General features: G+C 69.5%; 25 protein-coding genes. 5 read left to right on the top strand and 20 right to left on the bottom strand.

Annotated elements, in window-relative coordinates; genetic code table 11:
• Positions 1-147: 147 nt before the first annotated feature.
• Positions 148-1,038, top strand: coding sequence for an RIO1 family regulatory kinase/ATPase domain-containing protein (locus tag BJ988_RS05195; RefSeq protein ID WP_179657038.1), 891 nt, complete (start codon positions 148-150; stop codon positions 1,036-1,038).
• On the opposite strand, the gene BJ988_RS05190 is transcribed toward BJ988_RS05195, so the two are convergent.
• Entirely contained in the window at positions 1,035-1,628 is a 594-nt protein-coding gene (locus tag BJ988_RS05190) for a TetR/AcrR family transcriptional regulator (protein WP_179657037.1), read from the bottom strand. The genes BJ988_RS05195 and BJ988_RS05190 overlap by 4 nt on opposite strands.
• Before the next feature lie 72 nt (positions 1,629-1,700).
• Between BJ988_RS05190 and BJ988_RS05185 the strand changes: the two genes are divergently transcribed.
• The gene (locus BJ988_RS05185; protein WP_179657036.1) at positions 1,701-2,579 is read left to right on the top strand and encodes an oxidoreductase; all 879 of its coding nucleotides are present in this window, start codon (positions 1,701-1,703) and stop codon (positions 2,577-2,579) included.
• A gap of 18 nt (positions 2,580-2,597) precedes the next feature.
• A complete protein-coding gene (locus tag BJ988_RS05180; RefSeq protein ID WP_179657035.1) occupies positions 2,598-3,710 on the top strand; it encodes an LOG family protein in 1,113 nt (370 codons plus the stop codon).
• Here BJ988_RS05180 and BJ988_RS05175 read toward each other — a convergent pair.
• On the bottom strand, positions 3,685-4,845 hold the full coding sequence (locus BJ988_RS05175) for a glycosyltransferase family 4 protein (protein WP_179657034.1): 1,161 nt from the start codon (positions 4,843-4,845) through the stop codon (positions 3,685-3,687). The two genes, BJ988_RS05180 and BJ988_RS05175, sit on opposite strands and share 26 nt — an antisense overlap.
• A 298-nt stretch (positions 4,846-5,143) precedes the next feature.
• On the opposite strand from BJ988_RS05175, the gene BJ988_RS05170 reads away from it, so the two are divergent.
• The gene (locus tag BJ988_RS05170; RefSeq protein ID WP_179657033.1) at positions 5,144-5,578 is read left to right on the top strand and encodes a hypothetical protein; all 435 of its coding nucleotides are present in this window, start codon (positions 5,144-5,146) and stop codon (positions 5,576-5,578) included.
• Positions 5,579-5,621: 43 nt separating this feature from the next.
• Here the strand turns inward: BJ988_RS05170 and BJ988_RS05165 are convergent, their stop codons facing one another.
• From BJ988_RS05165 to rpsB, 13 genes are all read right to left on the bottom strand, one after another.
• Positions 5,622-6,245, bottom strand: a complete 624-nt coding sequence (locus BJ988_RS05165) for a hypothetical protein (protein ID WP_179657032.1) — start codon at positions 6,243-6,245, stop codon at positions 5,622-5,624.
• A gap of 74 nt (positions 6,246-6,319) precedes the next feature.
• On the bottom strand, positions 6,320-7,996 hold the full coding sequence (locus tag BJ988_RS05160; RefSeq protein WP_179657031.1) for a phytoene desaturase family protein: 1,677 nt from the start codon (positions 7,994-7,996) through the stop codon (positions 6,320-6,322).
• The gene (locus tag BJ988_RS05155; RefSeq protein WP_179657030.1) at positions 7,993-8,427 is read right to left on the bottom strand and encodes an SRPBCC family protein; all 435 of its coding nucleotides are present in this window, start codon (positions 8,425-8,427) and stop codon (positions 7,993-7,995) included. Before BJ988_RS05155 ends, BJ988_RS05160 begins: the two co-directional genes overlap by 4 nt.
• Complete coding sequence (locus tag BJ988_RS05150) at positions 8,424-9,398, bottom strand: SDR family NAD(P)-dependent oxidoreductase (RefSeq protein ID WP_179657029.1); 975 nt, start codon at positions 9,396-9,398, stop codon at positions 8,424-8,426. The genes BJ988_RS05155 and BJ988_RS05150 overlap by 4 nt, the downstream gene beginning before the upstream one ends.
• A gap of 225 nt (positions 9,399-9,623) precedes the next feature.
• Entirely contained in the window at positions 9,624-10,184 is a 561-nt protein-coding gene (locus BJ988_RS05145) for an AAA family ATPase (RefSeq protein ID WP_179657028.1), read from the bottom strand.
• A gap of 56 nt (positions 10,185-10,240) precedes the next feature.
• A complete protein-coding gene (gene rlmN / locus BJ988_RS05140) occupies positions 10,241-11,365 on the bottom strand; it encodes a dual-specificity RNA methyltransferase RlmN (protein ID WP_179661336.1) in 1,125 nt (374 codons plus the stop codon).
• 122 nt (positions 11,366-11,487) lie between these two features.
• On the bottom strand, positions 11,488-11,886 hold the full coding sequence (locus BJ988_RS05135; protein ID WP_179657027.1) for a hypothetical protein: 399 nt from the start codon (positions 11,884-11,886) through the stop codon (positions 11,488-11,490).
• A 72-nt stretch (positions 11,887-11,958) separates the two neighbouring features.
• Positions 11,959-12,447 carry a histidine phosphatase family protein gene (locus BJ988_RS05130; RefSeq protein ID WP_246321741.1) on the bottom strand — a complete coding sequence of 163 codons (489 nt, stop codon included), beginning with the start codon at positions 12,445-12,447 and terminating at the stop codon, positions 11,959-11,961.
• Positions 12,444-13,349 carry a phosphatidate cytidylyltransferase gene (locus BJ988_RS05125; RefSeq protein ID WP_179657026.1) on the bottom strand — a complete coding sequence of 302 codons (906 nt, stop codon included), beginning with the start codon at positions 13,347-13,349 and terminating at the stop codon, positions 12,444-12,446. Before BJ988_RS05125 ends, BJ988_RS05130 begins: the two co-directional genes overlap by 4 nt.
• Before the next feature lie 176 nt (positions 13,350-13,525).
• Positions 13,526-14,080, bottom strand: coding sequence for a ribosome recycling factor (frr, locus tag BJ988_RS05120; protein WP_343051833.1), 555 nt, complete (start codon positions 14,078-14,080; stop codon positions 13,526-13,528).
• 63 nt (positions 14,081-14,143) lie between these two features.
• Positions 14,144-14,857 carry a UMP kinase gene (gene pyrH / locus BJ988_RS05115; protein ID WP_179657024.1) on the bottom strand — a complete coding sequence of 238 codons (714 nt, stop codon included), beginning with the start codon at positions 14,855-14,857 and terminating at the stop codon, positions 14,144-14,146.
• 167 nt (positions 14,858-15,024) lie between these two features.
• Positions 15,025-15,834, bottom strand: coding sequence for a translation elongation factor Ts (gene tsf, locus BJ988_RS05110; RefSeq protein WP_179657023.1), 810 nt, complete (start codon positions 15,832-15,834; stop codon positions 15,025-15,027).
• A gap of 48 nt (positions 15,835-15,882) precedes the next feature.
• Positions 15,883-16,830 (bottom strand): 30S ribosomal protein S2, encoded by a 948-nt coding sequence (gene rpsB / locus BJ988_RS05105; RefSeq protein WP_179657022.1) that lies wholly within the window; start codon positions 16,828-16,830, stop codon positions 15,883-15,885.
• 421 nt (positions 16,831-17,251) lie between these two features.
• On the opposite strand from rpsB, the gene BJ988_RS05100 reads away from it, so the two are divergent.
• The gene (locus tag BJ988_RS05100) at positions 17,252-17,875 is read left to right on the top strand and encodes a M23 family metallopeptidase (protein WP_179657021.1); all 624 of its coding nucleotides are present in this window, start codon (positions 17,252-17,254) and stop codon (positions 17,873-17,875) included.
• On the opposite strand, the gene BJ988_RS05095 is transcribed toward BJ988_RS05100, so the two are convergent.
• The 5 genes from BJ988_RS05095 to BJ988_RS05075 all read right to left on the bottom strand — a co-directional run bounded on the left by BJ988_RS05095 (position 17,794) and on the right by BJ988_RS05075 (position 22,624).
• On the bottom strand, positions 17,794-18,399 hold the full coding sequence (locus BJ988_RS05095) for a hypothetical protein (RefSeq protein WP_179657020.1): 606 nt from the start codon (positions 18,397-18,399) through the stop codon (positions 17,794-17,796). The two genes, BJ988_RS05100 and BJ988_RS05095, sit on opposite strands and share 82 nt — an antisense overlap.
• Before the next feature lie 115 nt (positions 18,400-18,514).
• On the bottom strand, positions 18,515-19,477 hold the full coding sequence (locus BJ988_RS05090; RefSeq protein WP_179657019.1) for a tyrosine recombinase: 963 nt from the start codon (positions 19,475-19,477) through the stop codon (positions 18,515-18,517).
• A 29-nt stretch (positions 19,478-19,506) separates the two neighbouring features.
• Complete coding sequence (gene dprA, locus BJ988_RS05085; protein ID WP_179657018.1) at positions 19,507-20,679, bottom strand: DNA-processing protein DprA; 1,173 nt, start codon at positions 20,677-20,679, stop codon at positions 19,507-19,509.
• The gene (locus BJ988_RS05080) at positions 20,676-22,259 is read right to left on the bottom strand and encodes a YifB family Mg chelatase-like AAA ATPase (RefSeq protein ID WP_179657017.1); all 1,584 of its coding nucleotides are present in this window, start codon (positions 22,257-22,259) and stop codon (positions 20,676-20,678) included. Before BJ988_RS05080 ends, dprA begins: the two co-directional genes overlap by 4 nt.
• The gene (locus BJ988_RS05075) at positions 22,259-22,624 is read right to left on the bottom strand and encodes a YraN family protein (RefSeq protein WP_179657016.1); all 366 of its coding nucleotides are present in this window, start codon (positions 22,622-22,624) and stop codon (positions 22,259-22,261) included. The genes BJ988_RS05080 and BJ988_RS05075 overlap by 1 nt, the downstream gene beginning before the upstream one ends.
• Positions 22,625-22,667 lie beyond the last annotated feature (43 nt).

Here is a 22,667-nt window from a genome sequence, read left to right as displayed (position 1 = left end):
TTGCATACGCCGGTCGCGGTCCGCCACCATGGACCACGACCGGCGTTCCTCGTCCACGAGGCGCCCTTGATCGAGAGGAGCAGACCATGACTGTCGTTGTCCTGTGCCTGCCCACAGACCACATCTCTCGTATCAGGAGCACCCGTAGTGACTCAGGAGAACCTCTCCGCTGATCCCGCCGTATCCGATCCTCTGGCGGGAATCGACCCCGACTTCGTCTTCGACTTCCAGGCTTACGGCGACGACCTGGAAGACGGACAACGCTGGTCCACCTGGCTCTCGGTCGAGCCGCTCTCCCGTGGACCGGAGCCGCGCCCGGACTGGGTGGTGACCTCTCAGGGTGCCATCGACACCGATCTCGGCATCCTCAAGACCGGCAAGGAGGCCGACGCCTTCCTGATCGTGCGGGCCGACCCGTTGGCCCCCGAGCAGGAGGCGCTGATGGTCGCCAAGCGCTACCGCGATGCCGACCATCGCACCTTCCACCGGGCCGCGACCTATACCGAGGGCCGCTCGGTCAAGCGATCCCGAGACGAGCGCGCCCTGAAGAAGGGCTCGACCTTCGGCCGTGAGGTCGCCAAGGCCGAGTGGGCCAACGCCGAGTGGAACGCGCTCGTACGCTGCTGGCAGCTCGGTCTTCCGGTCCCCTATCCCGTGCAGATCGACGGGACCGAGATCCTGATGGAGTGGATCGCGGTCGACGACGGCAACGGGGAGCTCGAGACGGCACCCCGGCTCGCCCAGACCCGGCCGGAGCGGCACGTCCTGGAGATGTGGTGGGACGGGCTGGTCGACTCACTGGCCACGATGGTGCAGGCGGGGATGGTCCACGGCGACCTCTCCCCCTACAACATCCTTGCCCAGCAAGACCGGCTCGTCATCATCGACCTCCCCCAGATCATCGACCTGGTCGGCAACCCTCTGGGTTTCGACTTCCTGCTCCGCGACGTCGCCAACGTGGCGAAGTGGTTCCAGGCCAGGGGCCTCGAGATCGACGAGCAGGAGGTCTACGCCGACCTGATGGCCCACGCCTTCTAGCGGGCCAGCCCCCGCATCAGGGTCTCGACGACGTCGCGCACCATCCCCTGCGACTGCTCGGGCGTCACGAAGCCGGAGCCGACGAAGGTGGCCAGACCCTGGAGCGCCGCCAGGACGGTGACCCCGATGACCTCGGGGTCGCCGTCGGCGACCTCACCACGGACCTGGCCGTCGGTGAGCAGGGCGGTGGGATGGGCGAAGGCGGCGGCGACGGCCCCGGCGATCTCGGCGCCGGCGGTCTCGCTGTGCTTGCGCGCGAACATCACCGAGAGCAGCGCGGGGTTGTCGGTGGCGAACCCGAGGTAGGCCGAGGCGAAGGCGACCAGGTCGTCGGTCAACGAGCCGCGGGTGGCTAGCGCGGCGTCCGTCACTTCGCCCAGCCGCCGGAATCCGACGACCGCGAGCGCGTCGAAGAGCGCGTTCTTGTCGCGGAAGTGGGCGCTCGGCGCGGCGTGGCTCACGCCCAGATCGCGGGCGATGCCGCGTAGCGAGAGCGCATCGGTGCCCGACTCGCGCAGCACCTCCTCCGCTCGGCGGAGCACCGCGGCGCGCAGATCGCCGTGGTGGTAGCGGGGCATCGTCTCGGTCATCAGGGCACACCCTATCGAGATTTGACTGATATTGTCATTGTCAAGATTCTTGTCAGCGTCTAGATTGAACCCATGAACGAACAGAAGTGGACTTCCCAACGACTGCCGTCCTTCGAGGGCCGCACCGTGATCGTCACCGGCGCGACCAGCGGCCTGGGCCGCATCGTCGCCACCGAGCTCAGCGCGAAGGGAGCTCACGTCGTCCTGGCCGTACGCAACGTCGCCGTCGGCGAGGAGGTGGCTGCCACGATCGGCGGCAAGACCGAGGTGCGGTCGCTCGACCTCGCCGACCTCGGCTCGGTGCGACAGTTCGCCGACGCGTGGACCGGAGAGATCGACGTACTCATCAACAACGCCGGGATCATGATGGTGCCGAAGCGTCTCACGACCGACGGCTACGAGAGCCAGCTCGCCACCAACCACCTGGGGCACTTCGCGCTCACCAACCTGCTGCTCCCCCACATCACCGACCGCGTCGTCACCGTCGCCTCCTCGGCCCACCGCTGGGGCGGCTTCGACCTCGACGACCTCAATTGGGAGCGACGCGACTACCAGCCGCAGAAGGCCTACGGGCAGTCGAAGATCTCCAACCTGCTCTTCACCCTCGAGCTGCTGCGACGCCTGGAGGGCACCGGGATCCGGGCGTACGCCGCCCACCCGGGCTACGCCGCCACGAACCTGCAGAGCCACACCGGCAACCGCCTCAAGCACACCCTCATGGCACTCGGCAACCGGGTCGTCGCGCAGTCCGCCGAGGCAGGCGCCCTCCCGACTCTGTACGCGGCCAGCCAGGATCTTCCGGCGGGAAGCTATGTCGGACCGGACGGGTTCGGCGAGTACCGCGGCAGCCCGACGCTCGTCGGGCGCACCGCGATCGCCTCCGATCCCGACCTCGCCCGCAAGCTGTGGACGGAGTCCGAGGCGATGACCGGAGTCTCCTGGCCGATGTGAGTCGGTAGGTTTCTCGGTATGAAGCATCACCGGGGACGGCATGTCGACATCGAGTCGGTGGAGGAGCTCGACAGGCACCTGGCGGCGGGAGCGGGGAGCCTGCGGGGCTGGCGGCTGCGGTCGCTGGACCTGAGCTCGCGTTCCACCGTCCTGCGGGAGGCCGAGCTCGCCGGGGCGACATTCCTGGGTTGCAGGTTCGCGCCCGGCGACGGGGTCTACGCCGAGGCCGAGGGCGCGCTGGTGATGCCGGTGATCTCGGAGGCGCCGGTGGACGCCTACCGCTCCAGGCTCTACACCGCCGACGAGCTCTACGACGACCCCGTCTATGCGCGGAGCCTGGACGCGAGGGCGTACGCGTGGCTGCAGCAACCGCTCGATGCCGACGACGAGCTCGCGATCGCCCTCCACGACCACGCGATCGACGCCGCGCTCGAGGCGTGGGTGCGCGCACGACACGACGAGGGATCCCGGATCGTCGGGGTGATGGGCGGGCACGCGCTGCAGCGGGGCGAGGAGGCCTACACGACCGCCGCCCACCTGGGCCAGCAGCTGGCGAGCCACTATGTGGTCGCCACCGGCGGCGGCCCGGGCGCGATGGAGGCCGCCAACCTCGGGGCCTTCCTCGCCGGAGCACCGAAGACGACGCTGGAGAACGCGCTCGAGTCGCTGGCCTCGGTGCCGTCCTTCCGGCCCTCGATCCGGGCGTGGGCACAGGTCGCCCTCCGCGTACGCGAGGAGGGCGAGGGCAGACCCGGGAGATCGCTGGGGATCCCGACGTGGCACTACGGGCACGAGCCGCCCAACGTGTTCGCCGGATCGATCGCGAAGTACTTCCGCAACGCCACGCGCGAGGCGGTGCTGCTGGAGGTCTGCGACGGCGGGATCGTCTTCCTGCCGGGCGCCGGCGGCACCGTGCAGGAGGTCTTCCAGGACGCCTGCGAGAACTACTACGCCGATGCCAGCGCGATCGCGCCGATGGTGCTGGTCGGACGGCGCTACTGGACCGAGACGCTGCCGGTCTGGCCGCTGCTGCAGGCACTCGCGCGCGGGCGCGTGATGGAGCCGTACGTCCACCTCGTCGACACCGCCGAGGAGGTGGTCGACGTCATCGCTGCTGGCGTGCCCGGATGACGTCGCGGTAGTGGTCCACCAGGGCCGCGTTCACCGAGCCCCAGGACTTGTGCGCGACGCTCTTGCGGGCCTCGCGTCCCATCCGCAGCCGCAGCTGCGGGTCGTTGTGGAGCAGCGCGACGTGGGAGCCGAGATCGTCGCGGCTGCCCGGCTCGTAGAAGAACCCGGTGACGCCGTCGGCGACCAGGTCCAACGGCCCGCCGGAACGCGGCGCGACCACCGGGACCCCGGAGGCGAGCGCCTCCTGGACCGCCTGGCAGAACGTCTCGTGGGAGCCGGTGTGCACGAAGATGTCGAGCGAGGCGTACGCAGTCCCGAGCTCCTCCCCCTGCAGCACGCCCATGAAGGTGGCGTTCGGGAGCAGCTGGCGCAGCTCTCGCTCCTGCGGACCCCCGCCGACGAGCACGACCTTGTACACCGGGTTGCGGGAGAGCGCGGCGAGCAGGTGCAGCTCCTTCTCCTGCGCCAGCCGACCGACGTAGCCGACGATCGTCTCCCCGTTCGGCGCGAGCTCGGCGCGCAGGTCGTGGTCGACGCGGCTCGGGTGGAACAGCTCGACGTCGACACCCCGGGGCCACAGTCCCGTACGCTGCACGCCGAGGCCCTCGAGCTGGGTGAGGGCCGACGAGCTCGGCGCCAGGGTGCGGTCGGCGGCCGAGTGGGCCTGGCGGGTGAGCATCGCGGCCGCCTGCGGACCCCCGACCGCCTTGTACTTGTCCCAGAAGCCCACCAGGTCCGTCTGGTAGATCGCCACGCTCGGGATGCCGAGCTCCTTGGCGACCAGCACTGCCTGCCGTCCGAGCAGGGCTGGTGAGGCGACGTGGACGACGTCGGGGTTGAACCGGCGCATCACCGCGCGCAGCTTGCGTCGCGTCTCGAGTCCGACGCGGAAGTCCTTGTAGACCCAGAAGGTCGCGCCTCTGGTCCGGGTCACCGGGAACCCGGCGTACTCGGCGGGCCCGGTGGGCGCCACGACCTCGACGGTATGGCCGTCGACCGCGAGATGCTCCAGCACACGGCGTACGGAGTTCGTCACGCCGTTGACCTGGGGCAGGAACGACTCCGTGACGATGAGGACGCGGAGCGGCTCTGCGTTGGCGGCGACCAGCGGGACCCGATCGAGGCTGATGCTCATGTTTCTGATCGTGAGCGCCCTCCGGCAACGTGATCCCCGACTTGGTTGACGGGTCGGTGAACCTCCCGTGGCCAGAACTCTGTGCCGGGTGACAGATAGTCCGCCCGGCGTCATCAGCGGAAACGTCGCGTGACTCTCAGAAATCTGTCACCGCTCCGCGGCTTACGACAGAAGCCGGTGAGCCGACGTCCCTAGGCTCGCGGCGTTGGGCTGGCCCGGGCTGATCGGGGCAGCGTGTCGAAGCCGGCGGCCGCGCAGGGGGTTGCCGCCGGCCCGCTCATTTTGCCACGATCGCGGCATGACCACCGATGAGGAGCACATCCGGCCCGATGGCGTCGACGACCTCACCGTCGAGGCGCTCGGCTCCATCAGCGAGGCACTCGAAGCGATCGAGATCGCCCGCGGTCATCTGTACGCACTGCATCGCATCACCGGCACGGCCGACCTCACCCTCGGCAAAGGTGTCCAGCAGCTGCGCGAGGCCGGCCACACCGAGCTGGCGGACACGTTCGAGCGAGAGCTCGTGGGACGCAACGTGCTCTACGGCAGGTGGACGTTTCAGATCGTCGAGGAGTACGACGACGGCTACTACGCCACTTTCAAGCGATTGGAGAAGGAGGCTCGCGACGCTCTCGTCCAGGGCAAGCGACACCTCTACGAGTCGGAGATGAAGGAGGCCCGCCGCACCCAGGGCCGCCGCGGCCACGAGCAGCGGCCCGTGCCAGGGGCTTGAGTCGTCTCATACCGCCCATGGCCGCGGGCCGGGGCGGCCGGGGCTACCGAGCTCGCGACTGCCGCGCCGTCTCATAGGCGGGCGCTCGTAGGCGGCGGTGCCATTCGTAGATCTCGAGTCCGGGTGGCGTTGAGCGGGTCGGGTCGAAGGAGAGCAGCAAGTCGCGGTCCGACTCGATGGTCAGCTCGAGCGTCGCGAACCACGTCCAGTCCGTCCCTGGCCGTGCCCACGCCATTCGCCACGTGGCTTCGCCGACGAACTGCGCTCCGAGCCAGACCGGCCCGGTGGGCGCGCGGTACGGGAGCAGCGTGCTGAAGAACCCGTCGGACAGACGGGTACGGGGAACCAGCAAGAACCTGGTCCATCGACCGTGACCGGTGGTGGCGAGCAGGAGGTCGGCGTGTTCACCGGGGGCGGTGGGAACGCGCACGGCAAGCCCGTTGACGTCGGGCACCTTCTCAGGCAGGCCCACCGCGCGGGAGAGTCGTACCACCACCTCGTCCGACCCACCTTCATCGAGGAACGCTGCGCCCGTGGTGGCTCCCGGGTGCCGCCGCAGCAAGGCCGTGTGCACTTTGCCGTGCGGGTGCAGAGGCTTGTCAGCGGGTCGCAAGTGGGCGAGCACGCCGACACCGGCCTGCAGCACACGTCCGCCAGCGCGCGCCATCGTTCCCGTGACGGCGGGAGCCAGTCCGCGCCTGCTCGGACGGTCGTCAGCAGGCCCTACGACATCGACTGGGTTCACTCGGTTGGCCTTCCTGAGGAGGCGCCGTGCTGTGCCTTGGTGACCCGCCGGCGGGTCGTTGTCGACCGTCCAAGACGGCGATCACCCCATCGAAGACGATCGTGCAGGATGGCGGCCCGGGCTGCGTTGCTGCCGGCCGCGCCGTGCACGCCTCCGCCTGGGTGGGCTGAGGCGGACCCGAGGAACAGCCCGGTGATGCCGGTCTCTGCCCGCCCCATGCCTGGCACGGGTCGAAAGACCAGCTCTTGGTGGAGCTGAGAAGTGCCGCCGCCGATCGCCCCACCGATGAGGTTGGCGTCGAGAGCCTCGAACTCACGGGGCCCGAGAACGCGTCGTGAGGCGACGGCGCTGCCGAAGCCGGGCGCCAGGCGCTCGATGCGCGCCTGCATGCGATCGGCGAAACGCTCACACTCCTCCTTGTCCCACCGCCCGCGCAGCCCGTCAGGTCCCGCATCGCGCAGCACCGTCTGCGGCACGTGCGTGTAGGCCCACACCGACTCCGTCCCCGGCGGCGAGCGGGTCGGGTCGGTGGTGGTCATCTGACCTGCCAGGAGGAACGGAGCATCGGGGATGACGCCGGCAGACACCTGAGACATGGACTGGGTCATCTGCTCGACCGAGTCGGCGACGTGGAAGGTGCCGGGCGCATACGCGGGCTCGGTGAGCCATGGAATGGGCTTGTGCAGGGCCCAGTCGACCTTGACCGTGCCTGGGTCCAGCTGGAAGTTCGCCATGCCGGCTGCGACGCGTCGCGGCACGTCTGCGGGATCGAGGAGCCGGCCGTACAGATGGGGCGCCGCGACGGCGGCGATCACGGCCCGGCCCACCTTGATCCGGTGGCCGCCACGGGTGCGAACCTCGGTGATGCGACCGTCCTCGACACCGAGGCGGGTGACCTCGGCACCGCAGCGGACGTCACCACCACGCTCACGGAAGCGGCGCTCCAGTGCGGCGGCGAGCATGCCAGCACCCCCTGCTGGGACGGGGAAGCCGACGGTCTGGCCCAGCATCGCGAGCAGAAGTCCCATCGTGCCGGAGCCCGGCGCGTCCAACGGGATGTCGGCATGTCCGGCGTTGCCGGCCAGGAGCAGACGCGCAGCCTCGCCCCGAAAGCGGTTGCGTCCGAGGTCTCCGGCTGGCGTGAGCAGGGTACGCACGGCCGCCAGGCCCCCGGCACGACGCAGGGCGTTGAGCAGACGGGCCCCCGGCCGCAGGGGCGGGAACGGGGTCAGCAGGGCCTGCACGAGGGGATCGCCGATCTGGTCCCAGAGACCGCACAGCTCCAGCCATGCCTGGCCGTCGCCGGCATGCTGGGCATCGAGCAGCTCTGCGGTGACGTGCCGGTCGCGGTGCAGCAGCGCCCAGCTGCCGTCCTGCATGGGGTGGCCCAGGACTGCGGGAGCATGCGTCCACCGCAGCCCGTACTCGTCCAGACCGAGCCCACGGATGGTGGCGGAGGCGGCCGCAAGCGGATAGAACGCGCTGAAGGTGTCGTGGATGAACCCCGGGTGGACGTCCTCGGAGCTGCGGACCGCTCCACCTGTGGTGGGTTGGGTCTCGAGCACCAGCACCGACCAGCCCTTGTCGACCAGCAGGTTGGCCGCGACCAGGCCGTTGGGTCCGGAACCAACGACGACCGCGTCGTAGAAGGCGTCGTAGGAGGCGTCACTCATGGGCGGTGTTCGACGATGTAGGCCAAGCGCCGGAGGGCCTCCACGTTTCGCCAGCTGAGAAGGGGATCCTGCACCAGCCGTGGAACCAGAGCTCCCGGGCCATCGACGGCCTGTTCTCGAATCACGATCTCGGTGCCGTCTTCTGCTTCCTCCAGAGTGATCTCGACATGCGCGGCACCCACGGGCCAGCCGCGCGCACGGAGCAACAGCCTGCTCCCGGGTGAGCACTCGAGCACCTCGGTGCTGTCGTCGAGCAGCAGCGGCCAGATGCCGACGGAGTGATGCAGCTGCGCGCCGACGTTCGGCCAGTCCTTGTCGGCATCGCGCAAGCGAGACGCGCCGACCACCCAGAGCGGGTAAAGCCAGCCGTCCGAGAGGACGTCCCACACGTGCTGGGGTGATGCGTGGACCAATCTGCGGTTTGTACTCATGGAGATGTCCTCGGCGACTTGGGGTCACTGGACGTAGCGGTACCCCGCCCCCGGCGCGTTATGCGGACGGCCAGGTTGCGCGCGAGCCCCAGGACGGTGTTCTCGCGGCGGCCGCGCATGGCGTTCTCGCCTTTCATGCTGGTCAGGACGTTCCCCGGATGTGGGTCCACGGGGCGGGCGAGGTCAGCGACCAGGAAGCCGATGATCGGCGCGACCACCCGGTCATGGACGAGGGGCGCCGCGAATACGAGCCGTGTCACGTCGTTGGCCATGCTCAGCTGTGGCCGGCCGCGGCCGCGGTCGACCCGGCGCAGGATCTGTCGGGCTGCTCGTTGAGGGCTGGAGACCGGAGGCGGGGGCCGACCCTCATGACCGATGACACTCGCGGCATGGTGATAGATGGGGGTGTCCACGCCGCCCGGCGCGACGTACAAGATCGCGACGTCAGGTCGGTCGCGGTTCTCCAGGCGCAGCTGATGAGCCAACGCGCGAACACCCCACTTGCTGATGACGTAGGGACTCATCGAAGGCACCGTGATGTGGCCGAGGGCTGAGCCAACCAGGACCAGCGTTCCGCTGCCCTGACCGCGCAACACAGGCACCACGTGACGTGCCACATTGGCCGAGCCGAGGAGGTTGGTACGCAGCACACCATCGAAGATCTCGGGCGGCAGGGACTCCGTGCGACCGAACGCAACCACTCCGGCGCAGTGGATGACCGTGTCGATCCGCCCATGTCGATCGAGCACTGCCCCGATACAGTCCCCCACCGCATCGTCGTCTCCCACATCGAGCGGGAGCACCATGGTCGATGCGGCACCCAGCCGCTCACACCCACGAGCGGTGGCGTCCAGCGACTCACGACCCCGGGCGACCAGGACGACGTGGTCTCCGCGCGTGGCGGCGAGGCGCGCTACAGCCAGACCAATCCCGCTCGACGCTCCGGTGACGAGGATGATCGACATGCTCATCCGGCCGATGCGATCCTCGTCGGGTTGTCCTGATCTGGTGCGGATGGCTGGCTGGACATGGTCACCTCTAGTGGGCGCAGGATGAATGTCGACGCTCGGACCGGTACCCGTGAACGACGACGTCATGCGACGGCCCGACCGGCGGCTCAACCGGGATCATCCTCGCGGGCTCAGCGCTGCTCGGCCGCGGCCGAAGCCGCTCGGTGGCGGTGGGCTCAGCGCCGATCAGACACTTTCCGCATCCTCATCCAGCCGTGCCCGGTCGAGGCCCGCGAGAATCGCGTCGACGGTCTCCTCGACCGTCAGCTCCGAGGAGTCGAGCCACAGCCCGATGCGCGGAGTGTCCTCACGCATCCCCCGGTCAAGGGCCTCCACGGTCCACTCGCCGTACCCCGTCTTCGCACGGCCGCTCTCACGGACGGCGACGGCGTCCGGGCGCGGCGCGAGCACGACGACGTACAGCGGCCGCGTGCGAACGCTCTCCGTGTAAGTCCTCAGCTCATCGCCGAGCACGATGTCCTGGACGACGGCGGTCAGGCCCGCCGCCGCGTACTCGTCGGCGACCATCGCTGACAGCCGGTAGCGCAGCCGGAGCTGGTTCACGGCCTCCTCGTCCGCGTCCGGCGTCATTTCACGCTGACCTGACACGATCATCCGCCGGAAGGCATCGCCCCGGACATGCGCGGCGGCCGGCAGCCGCTCGGCGAGGGCCTGTGCGACGGTGGACTTGCCGGCCGCCATCACACCGGTGATGAGGACGACGGCGGACTCGAGCTCATCGGTCATGGGCCGAGATTATCGGGGCCCCCGGAACCGGGCAGGACGACCGGCTGTAGGTCCGGCTAGGAGACCGACTGAGCAGCGAGCTGGCCGCAGGCGCCGTCGATCTCGCGGCCGCGGGTGTCGCGAACGGTGGTGGAGATGCCCTTGGCCTCGAGGCGGCGTACGAACTCGCGCTCGTCGGCCGGGTCGCTCGCGGTCCACTTCGAGCCCGGGGTCGGGTTGAGCGGGATCAGGTTGACGTGGACCCAGCCCCAGTCGCCGTAGGAGTTGAGGACGTCGGCGAGGAGGTCGGCGCGCCAGGCCTGGTCGTTGATGCCGCGCATCATCGCGTACTCGATGCTCACCCGGCGCTTCGTGACGCGGGCGTAGTTCCAGGCGGCGTCGACGGTCTCGGCGACCGAGAAGCGGGTGTTGATCGGGACCAGCTCGTTGCGCAGCTCGTCGTCGGGAGCGTGCAGCGAGAGGGCGAGGGTGACCGGGATGCCCTCCTCGGTGAGCTGCTTGATCCGCGGCACGAGGCCGACGGTGGAGACGGTCACGTGGCGCGCCGAGAGGCCCAGGCCCTCGGGAGCCGGCGAGGTGAGACGACGGACCGCACCCATCAGGGCCTTGTAGTTGGCCATCGGCTCGCCCATGCCCATGAAGACCACGTTGGAGAGACGACCAGGACCACCGGGGACCTCGCCGCTGGCCATCTGCCGGGCCGCGACAACGACCTGGTGGACGATCTCGGCCGTCGACATGTTGCGCTCGAGGCCGCCCTGGCCGGTGGCGCAGAACGGGCAGGCCATGCCGCAGCCGGCCTGCGAGGAGATGCAGACCGTGGCGCGGTCGGTGTAGCGCATCAGGACCGACTCGACCAGCGCACCGTCGAAGAGCTTCCACAGCGTCTTGCGGGTGGTGCCCTTGTCGGCCTCCTGCTGACTGATCGGCGTCATCAGGTCGGGCAGGAAGGTGTCGACCAGCTCCTGACGCTGGTTCGCGGGCAGGTCGGTCATCTTCTCCGGATCGTCGACCAGGCGCTCGAAGTAGTGCACCGAGAGCTGCTTGGCCCGGAACGCCGGAAGTCCGGCCTCCTTCGCCGCGTCCTGGCGGCCGGCCAGGTCGAGGTCGGCGAGGTGGCGCGGCGGCTTGCCGCGTCCCTTCGGCGGCGCCATCACCAGCGGCAGACGGCGCCCCTCCATCGCGGCGGCCTCAGCCTCGGGGCTGTGCGGGGCCGGTACGGTCACAGGGTCGGGCTCGGTCACCGCTCCAGTGTCCCACCGGGGTGCGGCGTACGGCGAACCCTCGATCCGCTCAGCCCGAGTCAGCCCGTCTTCAGCAGGATCCAGAACACCAGGGCGCCGACGCCGACGACCACCAGCACGGTCAGGATGATCCCCAGCCAGACGAACTGGGCCAGCCGGCGGGTCTTGCGCGGGATGAGCAGGGCAAGCGGCACGAGCAGGGTCAGCGCCACCCACGGGAACAGCTCCTCGGCCCGCTCCTGCCCGGCCACCCACGTCAGCAGAGCACCCCAGGTGCCGGGCACCAGGATCGCGTAGGCCAGGCCGATATAGAACCCGACCAGGGCGGCCACGGTCGGATGCGAGTCGTGGAGCCATGCCCACAGCCCGTTCGACCCTGGGGACTCCCCCTCCGGGTCGTGATCTGCCTCGACGTCTGGATCGGAGTCCACGTCGAGGTCCGTGGGCCGCTCGGTCACGCTTCAACCGTAACGCTCGACCCCGTGCTCGTTGGGCAAAGAATCGCGGAAGTGCCGTATCTCAGACCTGGATCACGTCAGGCATGCCGAGCGCCCGCCATCGCACCAGGTCAGCAGGCTGGCCGGTGACCTCGCTCGCAAGGACGTCCAGGCAGTCCCGTGGCCGACGAGCACGACGTCCTCGCCCGCGTGCGCCGACAGGATCCCGGACACGGCCTTCGTCACCCGCTCTCGACATGTCACGAGCGGTTCCCAGCCCTCGTACGCAGGGACGGACGGCTCCGCGAACGCTCTCTCGACGGTGGCCTGGAAGTCCTCGACCCAGGCGGCACCTCGGACCTGCTCGCGCAGTGCGTCCACCACGCCGACGTCGCCATCGGTGAGCAGCTGAGCGGTCTGCTGTGCCTTCGGCTCGGGCGAGGAATACCACGTCGCGCCGGCCGGGAGCCGGTCTCGCAACGCCCAGATGTCGTCGAAGCCGGCCGGGTCGAGCTCCCAGTGCTCCGCGGCGACGCCCGGGACCGGGGTCGGTCGCCCGTGGCGTACGAGGAAGAGCCTCAGAAGACGGCGTAGTGGAGGATCAGCCAGACGGGGGCGACGGTGGCCAGCAGCGAGTCGAGGCGGTCCATCAGGCCGCCGTGGCCCGGGACGATCTGGCTCATGTCCTTGACGCCGAGATCGCGCTTGATGACCGACTCGACCAGGTCGCCGAGGACGGCCATCACACAGACGACCACACCCAGCGCGACGCCGATCCACCAGGCTCCGTCGAGCAGCCACACGACCAGGCCGACGCCGGCGGCCACGGTGAAGACCATGGATCCGACGAAGCCCTCCCACGACTTCTTCGGCGAGATCACCGGGGCCATCGGGTGCTTGCCGAAGAGGACGCCGGCGACGTAGCCGCCGATGTCGGACATGATCGTGAGCAGAACCCAGACGATGATGCCGCGTACGCCGTCGTCCGAGAGCCCGCCCGAGGTCCAGCCGCCGCCCTCGCCGAGCATGAGCCCGACGAACGAACCCAGGAACGGCAGGTAGAAGAGGGTGAGGACGGCTGCGGCGGACGTGCGTACGTAACCGTCGACGCCGCGCCGCAGGACCCACAGCATGATCACCAGAGCCGAGACCGCGGTGGCGGTCACCAGCGCGTCGGCGCCGAGGAAGTAGGCGACCAGGACCATCACCGTGCCGCCGATCATCAGCGGCTGCTCGGGGACGTCCATGTCCTTGGCCATCAGGCCCCGGTGGAGCTCCCAGACCGCGGCCACGACACAGCCGACGACGATCAGCATGAACGCAGTCTTCACGAACAACAGGCTCAGCGCGATGGCGACCAGGAGGACGACGGCGGAGCCGACCGCGGCGGGCAGGTTGCGGCCGGCGCGGCCGTAGTCCTTCTTCGGCGGCTCGGGGGCCGGGGAAGAGGGCTGCGGCGTCTGGGTCATGGGAAGCTCAGTCATTCGTCCGTGGGTGGTAGGCCAGCAGTAGGCCAGCAGTCTGGGGCCTCAGATCTCGGCGAGATCGTTCGCTGAGGAGTAGATCTCGACCCGCTTCGCGGCTTCGCAAGCTCAGCCGCTGCGCTCGCTCGATCTTTTCGCGTTGTGACCCTGCTCGCTTCGCTCGCAGGGTCACAGGCTCAAACCTCCAGCAGCTCGGCTTCCTTGGACTTGAGCATCTCGTCGATCTCGTCGGTGTGCTTCTTGGTGAGGCCGTCGAGGCGCTTCTCGGCGCCGGTGACGTCGTCCTTGCTGGCCTCGCCGTCCTTCTCGAGCTTCTCGAGGCCCTGCTTGGCCTTCTGGCGCACCTGGCGCACCGAGACGCGGCCCTGCTCAGCCTTCTCCTTGGCGAGCTTGATGTACTCCTTGCGGCGCTCTTCGGTGAGCTCGGGGAAGACCGCCCGCAGGATCTTGCCGTCGTTGGACGGGTTGACGCCGAGGTCGGAGTCGCGGATGGCCTTCTCGACGTTGGCCATGGCGCCGATGTCGAACGGGGCGATGTTGATGATCCGCGCCTCGGGGCTGGTGAACGAGGCCAGCTGCTGGATCGGCGTCGGGGTGCCGTAGTAGTCGACCAGGATCTTGCTGAACATCTGCGGGGTGGCCCGACCGGCACGGATGGTGGAGAAGTCCTCACGCGTGGAGTCCACCGACTTCACCATCTTGCTGTCGGCCTCGTTGAGGATGTCGTTGATCACCGGTTGCTCCTGTGGCTCGTAAGTGATTTGGGTGTGGGGTGGCGTGTGGGCTCGTGCCGCTCAGCCAGCGGTGACGAGCGTACCGATCTTCTCACCCTGGACGATCCGGAAGATCGCCCCCTCGTCCTCCGCGCCGTAGACCACGATCGGCATCTTGTTCTCCATACAGAGGGCGAACGCGGTGGCGTCGGCGATCTTGAGCTGCTTCTGCAGCGCCTCGTTGAAGGTGAGCTCGTCGTACTTCGTCGCCGTCGGGTCCTTCTTCGGGTCGGCGGTGTAGACACCGTCGACGCCGTTCTTGGCCATCAGGACGACCTCGGCGTGAACCTCCATCGCACGCTGGGCGGCGACGGTGTCGGTGGAGAAGTAGGGCATGCCTGAGCCCGCGCCGAAGATCACGACGCGGCCCTTCTCGAGGTGACGCATGGCCTTGCGCGGGATGTAGGGCTCGGCGACCTGACCCATCGTGATCGCGGTCTGCACCCGGGTGTCGACTCCCTCCTTCTCGAGGAAGTCCTGCAGCGCGAGGCAGTTCATGACGGTGCCGAGCATGCCCATGTAGTCAGCGCGGGACCGGTCCATCCCGGCCTGCTGCAGCTCGGCGCCGCGGAAGAAGTTGCCGCCACCGACCACGATCGCGACCTGCACGCCGGAGGCGGCGACAGCAGAGATCTCCTTGGCGATCGAGGCCACTACGATGGGGTCGACGCCGACCTCGCCGCCGCCGAAGTTCTCTCCGGACAGCTTGATCAGAATGCGCTGGTAGCGGGTCATACCGTGGCCTTTCCTCGGGCGACGTCGTGCGGGGCTGTGCCGGTGTTCTCGGTGTACGAAAGAGCCGGTCCGATGATGACCAGATGGATCATCGGACCGGCTCCTTTCGTCGTACGTTGCTGCTCAACCTAACGGATCGCGCGGTGTCCGCGCGGGCCAGGCTCTGGTCAGGCGCCGACGTCGAAGCGGGCGAACTGCTTGACCTGCGTGTTGGCGGCGTCCAGGACCTGCTTGACGGACTTCTTCGACTCGAAGACCGACTCCTGGTCGAGCAGGACGATCTCCTTGAAGAACGCCTTGATCCGGCCCTCGACGATCTTGGCGACGGCAGCCTCGGGCTTGCCCTCCTCGAGCGTCTTCTTGGTGAGGACGTCCTTCTCGGCCTCGACCACGTCGGCCGGGACCTCGTCGGAGGTGAGGAACTGCGCCTTGAGCGCGGCAGCCTGCTGGGCGGCCTGCCTGGCGGCCGCCTCGTCACCCTCGTAGGAGACCAGGACGCCGAGGCTCGGCGGCAGGTCGGAGGCCTTCTTGTGCAGGTAGACCGTGGTCTCACCCTCGAAGTAGGCCACCTGGCCGAGCTCGATCTTCTCGCCGATGGTGCGGGCGAGCGCCTCGACGGTCTCGCCGACGGTCTTGTCGCCGAGCGAGACGGCCTTGAGGGCCTCCCGGTCGTTGACCTTGTTGGCGTCGGCAGCCTCGGCGATCTGCTGGGCAGCCGCGACGAAGCCCTCGTTCTTCGCGACGAAGTCGGTCTCCGAGAGGAGGCTGACCAGCGCGTTGCCGGACGCGGCGACGAGGCCCGCCGAGGTGGTGCGCTCCGCGGCGCGGGCGGCGGCCTTCGCCGTGCCCTTGACGCGAAGGATCTCGACAGCCTTGTCGAAGTCGCCGTCAGCCTCGTCGAGCGCCTTCTTGCAGTCCATCATGCCGGCCTGGGTCAGCTCGCGGAGCTTCTTGACGTCGGCAGCGGTGTAAGCCATGTGTGTCTTCCTCTGACTGTTAAGTGGCTCTTAAGTGGACGATGAGGCTCAGGCCTCGGCCGGCGCCTCGGTGGACTCGGCAGCCGGGGTCTCCTCGGCCTTGGTCTCCTCAGCGGGCGCCTCGGTGGACTCAGCAGCCGGGGTCTCCTCGGCCTTGGTCTCCTCGGCGGGCGCCTCGGTGGACTCAGCAGCCGGGGTCTCCTCGGCCTTGGTCTCCTCAGCGGCCGGGGTCGCCAGCAGCTCGCGCTCCCACTCGGCCAGCGGCTCCTCGGCGGTGGCGCCCTCGGTGCCCTCGGACTTGCCACCGGAGCGGGCGATGAGGCCCTCGGCGACGGCGTCGGCGACCACGCGGGTCAGCAGACCGACGGCGCGGATGGCGTCGTCGTTGCCCGGGATCGGGAAGTCGACCAGGTCGGGGTCGCAGTTGGAGTCCAGGATGGCGACGATCGGGATCCGCAGCTTGCGGGCCTCCTCGACTGCGAGGTGCTCCTTGTTCGTGTCGACGATCCACACGGCGGACGGCGTACGGCCCATCTCGCGGATGCCGCCGAGGGTCTTGTCGAGCTTGTCGCGCTCCCGCTTCATCTGCAGGAGCTCCTTCTTCGTGCGACCCGAGCCGGCCACGTCGTCGAAGTCGACCTCGTCGAGCTCCTTGAGGCGGTTGATCCGCTGGTGCACGGTCTGGAAGTTGGTGAGCATGCCACCCAGCCAGCGCTGGTTGACGTAAGGCATCCCGACGCGCGTCGCCTGCTCGGCGATGGCCTCCTGGGCCTGCTTCTTGGTGCCGACGAACATGATCGTCCCGCCCTTGGCCACGGTCTCCTTGACGAAGGCGAAGCTGCGGTCGATGTAGGCCAGCGACTGCTGCAGGTCGATGATGTAGATGCCGTTGCGGTCGGTGAGGATGAACCGCTTCATCTTCGGGTTCCAGCGACGGGTCTGGTGTCCGAAGTGGACGCCGCTCTCGAGGAGCTGGCGCATGGTCACGACTGCCATGATGTTTTTTCTCCTAGGTGGTGGCCCGCGTTTGCACCGCTGAGGCTCGACCTTGCGTTTCTCGAGGTCGGGCGGGTGTCGGCGCGAGCCGATCGGTTTTCAGTTTCGCGCCCATCGGTGGTGATGGGCCCTGACGCCTGCACGCGGTCCGACCTGAGCGTGCTGCTCGGGACTGAGGGCCGCGCCCGCGGGCGATCGGCCTCTCGGAGCGAGAAACCGTCGCGGTCTGCTGGCGTGCGAAGTCAGCCCACAGGGGGCTGCCGATCCAAGACTAGCCGCCGACCGGCATCTCGGGCCAATCCGCCGGGAATGACTCCGGTGCGGGCCGATCAGTGTCCACAGGGGTATCTCGAAACAGGGTTATCCACAGGGCGTACGAAGCCCGTTGTGCCGGTCGTCGATCCGGGGTTGTCTGCTCGGCATGACCTCGTATCGCCTCTCCGACCGGGCTCGCACCCTCGTCGCGGCCCTGTTTCTCGTCGTCCTCATCGCCCCGACAGGCCCAGCTCTCGGAACGCCGCGTGCCGAGGTGGCGCCGTCCGGCGCCTCGTTGGGTGGGGCAGCGGGTCACGACGAGGGTCCGAGTCCGGTCGGTGTGTCTGACGAGGTCCCCCAGGGCGAATGGCCGCTGGCACCACAGCCGGAGGTGGTGCGGCGCTTCGACCCTCCAGACGCCCAGTGGGGTGCCGGCCACCGCGGCGTGGACCTGGCCGGATCGCCGGGTGCGGTGGTTCGCGCCGCGATGGCTGGGACGGTCGCATTCGCCGGCGTCATCGCCGGCAAGCCGGTGGTGAGCGTCGACCACGATTCCACACGGACCACCTATGAGCCGGTCGTGGCCACGGTGAACGTCGGGGAGCCGGTCGCCGCCGGTGCGCCACTGGGCCGTCTCGGCGTCGCCGGCTCCCACTGCTTCCCGGCCGCCTGTCTGCACTGGGGCTGGATCCGCAACGCGGACGAGGTCTATCTCGACCCGCTGCTGCTCGTCGACGCACCGCGACCGGTCCGGCTCCTCCCCCTCTGGCGGGGCGACCCGGTCCGATAGGCACGTTCACCGAAGCGGGTGCGTCCCCAGGGCCTGTAGACCGAGAGCACGACCGCGATCGTCAGCGCGGTCAGCGAGACCGCCGGCGGAAATCGCAGACTGCTCACGTCTCCGGTCAGCTCACCGGTCGCTGCCAGGACCTCGCCGATGGTCCGGACCTCGGCCATCCCCGGCAACAGTACGAAGACGATCAGCGCGACCAGCACCACATTGACGACCAGCTTCACCGCAACCCACCAGAACCGCACCAGGCCCCACTTGGTCCCCCAGCCGAGCACCAGCCCGGTCACCAGCACGATCACCCCCGCGGCGAGCATCGGCCCCGCCAGATACGTACCGATCACCTGTAGCGCCAGGGCACGATCGGCGGCTTCCGCCGATCCCGTCGCGACGGCGGCCAGGATCCCGACCACCACGTCGATGCCGAGCCATGCGCCTACTCCGAGGAGGTGGAGCACGAGCACCGCCTTGCGTACGCCGGGCCGCAGCCGCGCCGGCTTGCCGATCGTCGAGTTCTTGGACATGCCCTCACCCTCGCCGACACGGGGTGCCCTCGCGTCCGCGCGACAGCGTGAGCGGCGTACGTGATCTGGCGTACGCCCCGGCGAATCGGTCCGCGACATCCGCTGTCCCGGCAGGTCAGGCGCGGGGATGGGCCTGGCGGTAGGCCTTGCGGAGCCGGTCGCTGCTGACGTGGGTGTAGATCTGGGTGGTGGCCAGGCTGGCGTGGCCGAGGAGCTCTTGGACCGAGCGGAGGTCGGCGCCACCCTCGAGGAGGTGGGTAGCGGTGCTGTGGCGGAGTCCGTGGGGGCCGAGGTCGGGGGCCCCTGGGACGTCGGCGAGGCGTCGGTGGACGAGGGTGCGTACCGCGCGCTGGTCGAGGCGACCGCCGCGAGCCCCGAGGAACAGCGCTGGGCCGGAGGACTCGGTCAGCAACTGTGGGCGACCACGGACGACCCAACGATCGAGCGCTCGCACCGCGGGACCACCGAAAGGCACCATCCGCTCCTTGCGCCCCTTGCCGAGCACCCGCACGACCCGCCGCTCATAGTCGACGTCGTCCAGGTCGAGGCCGACCAGCTCGCCGACTCGGGCACCGGTCGCGTAGAGCATCTCCAGCACAGCGACGTCGCGCATCCCGACGGCGGTGCCGTCCTCGGCGGCCGTTGTGGCAGCGGCGATGAGCGACTCGACCTCGTCGGGACGGAGCACGGGCGGGAGCGTCCGATGGGCTTTCGGTGAGCCGAGTGCGGCGCCGGCGTCGACCTGCGCCCGGCCCGTGCGTACCAGCCACGCGCAGAAGACGCGGGCCGCGGTGGCCCGCCGGGCAAGGGTCGTCCGCGAGTGGCCGGTGGTCTGCTGCTTGGCCAGCCAGCTGCGCAAGGTGCGCAGGTCGATCGCCTCCGGACCGGTGCAGCCCATCCGGCCGGCGTGGTCGAGCAGGCTGCGGACATCGCCCAGATAGGCCCTGACCGTGTGGGCGGAGAGGCCGCGCTCGGCGCCGAGGTGTCGCTCATAGTCCCCCAGCAGGGCGGCGTAGACCTCGGGGAGATCCGCATCCGCGGACCCACCCTCCTGGTCTTCCTCTGGATCTGCGCTCACCCGAGCCAGAGTAGATGTTGGGCGGAGCCTCAGGTGCGAGCCGCGCCCGGCGCCAGCTGCCACCCGTCGGGGAACCGCTCGGCGAGGCCGAGCGCCTCGAGCCGGGTCAGCGCGGTGCCCGCGGTCTTGGGGTGAAGGCACGCCGACCTCGCGATGTCGAGCTGAGACGAAGGTCTGGTCACCGGGACCGCGTCGAGGACCTGTTTCTCGATGGAGGTGAGCGAGTCGCGGCGACGTACGGGCCCACGGGGCTCCGCGGGGAGAGCCTCGCCGGCGTCGCCGACGAGCTCGCGTACGTCGAGGCCGTCGGTCACCAGGACACCTGTGCCACTGCGTAGGAGTTCGTGGGTCCCGACGGAGGTCATCGCTCCCACCTGACCCGGAACGGCCATCACGGGCGTGTTGATGCTGTAGGCCCAGTGGGAGGTGTTGAGGGACCCGCTGCGCGCCGCCGCCTCGACGACCACGGTGCCGCGGGCAAGGGCGGCGATTATCCGGTTGCGGGATAGGAATCGATAGCGGGTGACCGGGAACCCGGGCGCGATCTCCGAGATCACCGCTCCGCTCTCGGCGATCGCGTCGATCAGGCGCTCGTTGCGCAGCGGATAGGGAACGTCGACACCGCCGGCGAGCACGGCGACGGTGCTCCCGGGCGGACCGGTGAGGGCACCGCGATGCGCGGCCGCGTCGATGCCGACCGCTGCCCCGGAGACCGTCACGAAGTCGTTGACCGCGAGGTCCGCGGCGATCCGCGCCGCGGCGTCGGCGCCGTAGGCCGTCGCCTCTCGGGACCCGACGATGGCGACCGAACGGTCCAGGTCGCTGAGCAGGAGCGGCCCCCGCACCCACAGGCCGAGCGGGGTGCCGGTGCGGTACTGGAGAGGCTCCTGCCCGGCGAGCCGCTCGACCTGGATGGGCCACTCCTCGTCCCCGGGGATGACATAGCGGAACCCGGCGTTGGTCGCCCGCTCCAGGTCGCGGTCGGGGTGGATCTGGGCCAGGCGAGCTCTCGCTTCGAGTCCGTCCTCGCCGAGATCGGGATCCTCCTCGGCGAAGCGTCGGTACACCTCGGTCGCGGTGGCTCCCACCATGCAGCTGTCGAGCAATGGGGTGCCGGGCTCGATCAGCTGGGTCAGCGCGATCCGGGCCAGACGCTCGCGCTCGAGGTCGGTGAAGGATGGGGCGGCGGACGCCGTGGTCATGCCGACCTCCCCTCGTAGGACGCGACCGTGAGCGACCCGCCGTTGCGCAGCGCGAGCGCCGTCTCGGCCTCGGCCACGCCCGGCCAGTCGACCCCGGCCAGGTCCGCCACCGTCCAGGCGAGCCGGTGCACTCGCACCGCGCCGCGGCGGGTCAGGGCACCCGAGAAGATGCGTGAGTCGATCAGCGCCTCGGCCGATGGCGGCAACGGCCAGTTGTCGCGCAGCGCGATCCCGCTGGCCTGACCGTTGAGCCGCCACCCGAAGTCGGCGTAGCGCTCGCGTTGTCGACGCCGGGCCTGCGTGACCCGTTCGCGGATGTCGGCGCTGGCCTCCGAGCCCCACGGGTCGTGGTTCTGCTCGGACATCGGTCGCAGCGTGCGGCTGATGTCGATGCGGTCGGTGATCGGTCCGGAGACCTTGCGCGCATAGGCCTGTCGCTCGTTGGACCGGCAGATGCAGCCGTCCTTGGTGACCGAGGCGTCGAAGTTCCCGCACGGGCACGGGTTGGCGGCGAGCACCACCAGGGCGCGCGCCGGGAGCGTCACTGACTCCTCCCCGCGGGAAACCGTGATGTCGCCGCTCTCCAGCGGCTCGCGCAGGCACTCGATGACGTCGCTCTTGAACAACGGGAACTCATCGAGGAAGAGGACGCCGGCGTGAGAGAGCGAGACCTGACCCGGACGGACTCGGCCGCTGCCGCCACCGACGATGCCCGGCTTGGAGGCGTCGTGATGGGGAGCCGCGAACGGGGGCCGAGTGAGGAGCCCTTGGTCCACGTCGATCACTCCGGCCAGCGACTGCACCGCCATCACCTCGAGCGACTCCTCACGAGACAGGTCGGGAAGGATCGTCGGGATCCGCTCGGCGATCGAGGTCTTGCCGCAGCCCTTCGGTCCTTTGAGCAGCAGGTGATGTCCGCCCGCGGCCGCGACCTCGACCGCGTAGCGGGTCTCGGGCATGCCTCGAAGGTCGGACATGTCCATGTCGTCGAGCCTGCGGTCTCCTCGCCAGCCGAGCAGGCTGCCGCCGGTGCCGGTCGCGACCGGCGGCGCGTCGGGCACCGGCTCGCCGCGCAGCTCCGCGACCACCTGGCCCAGCGACCGGAACCCCAGGATCTCCATCCCGGGAACCATCCGCGCCTCGGCCACCTGCGGCTCCGGCACCACGACCCGGGCGATCCCGGCATGGGACGCGGCGAGGACCATCGGGAGCACTCCGGAGGTCGGCCGCAGCCCTCCGTCCAGAGCCAGCTCGCCGATGAAGACCGTGCGTTCGAGACCGACGGGCTCGATCTCGCCGCTCGCCGCGAGGATCGCCAGCGCCATCCCCAGGTCGTAGTGCGAGCCGCCCTTCGGAAGGTCAGCAGGCGAGAGCAGCACCGTGATCCGCTTGGTCGCGGCCCACTCCAGCTCGGAGTTGATGATCGCCATCCGCACCCGGTCCCGGCCCTCGGCCAGCACGCTGTCGGCGCGACCGACCAGCGTCACCCCCACCAGACCCGGCGAGACATCGGCCTGCACGTCGACCAGATGGCCGACCGCGCCGCGAAGCGCGACGCCGTGAGCTCGCGCGTACCCCATCACAGGCCCCTGACGTGCTCGACCAGCGCCGAGCCCCGGGGCGCATGCATCACCGCGACCAGATCGATCCGGATCCCGGGCGCTTGCGCGTCGTGCTGCTGCAGCCAGGCCATCCCCAGCCGCTTCAACCGGTCGAGCTTGGTCTTGTCGACCGCCTCGTGCGGCGTCCCGCACCCGTCGTGGCTGCGGGTCTTCACCTCGCAGACGACGAGCGTGTCGTCCTCACGAAGGACCAGGTCGATCTCTCCGTCGGCGCACCGCCAGTTGCGGTCGAGAACGGTCATGCCGGCCTCGACCAGATACCTCTCGGCGACCGATTCGCCGTAGTTTCCCAGCGCGATCCGCGCCGGTGCCGTTGAACTCATCATGGACCTCCTGCCATTCGGCTTCGAGGTCCACACTCATCGC

Source organism: Nocardioides panzhihuensis (assembly GCF_013408335.1).
Classification (GTDB): domain Bacteria; phylum Actinomycetota; class Actinomycetes; order Propionibacteriales; family Nocardioidaceae; genus Nocardioides; species Nocardioides panzhihuensis.
The sequence above is the reverse complement of the archived record's forward strand: the minus strand, read 5'-3'. Positions and strand labels throughout refer to the sequence as shown.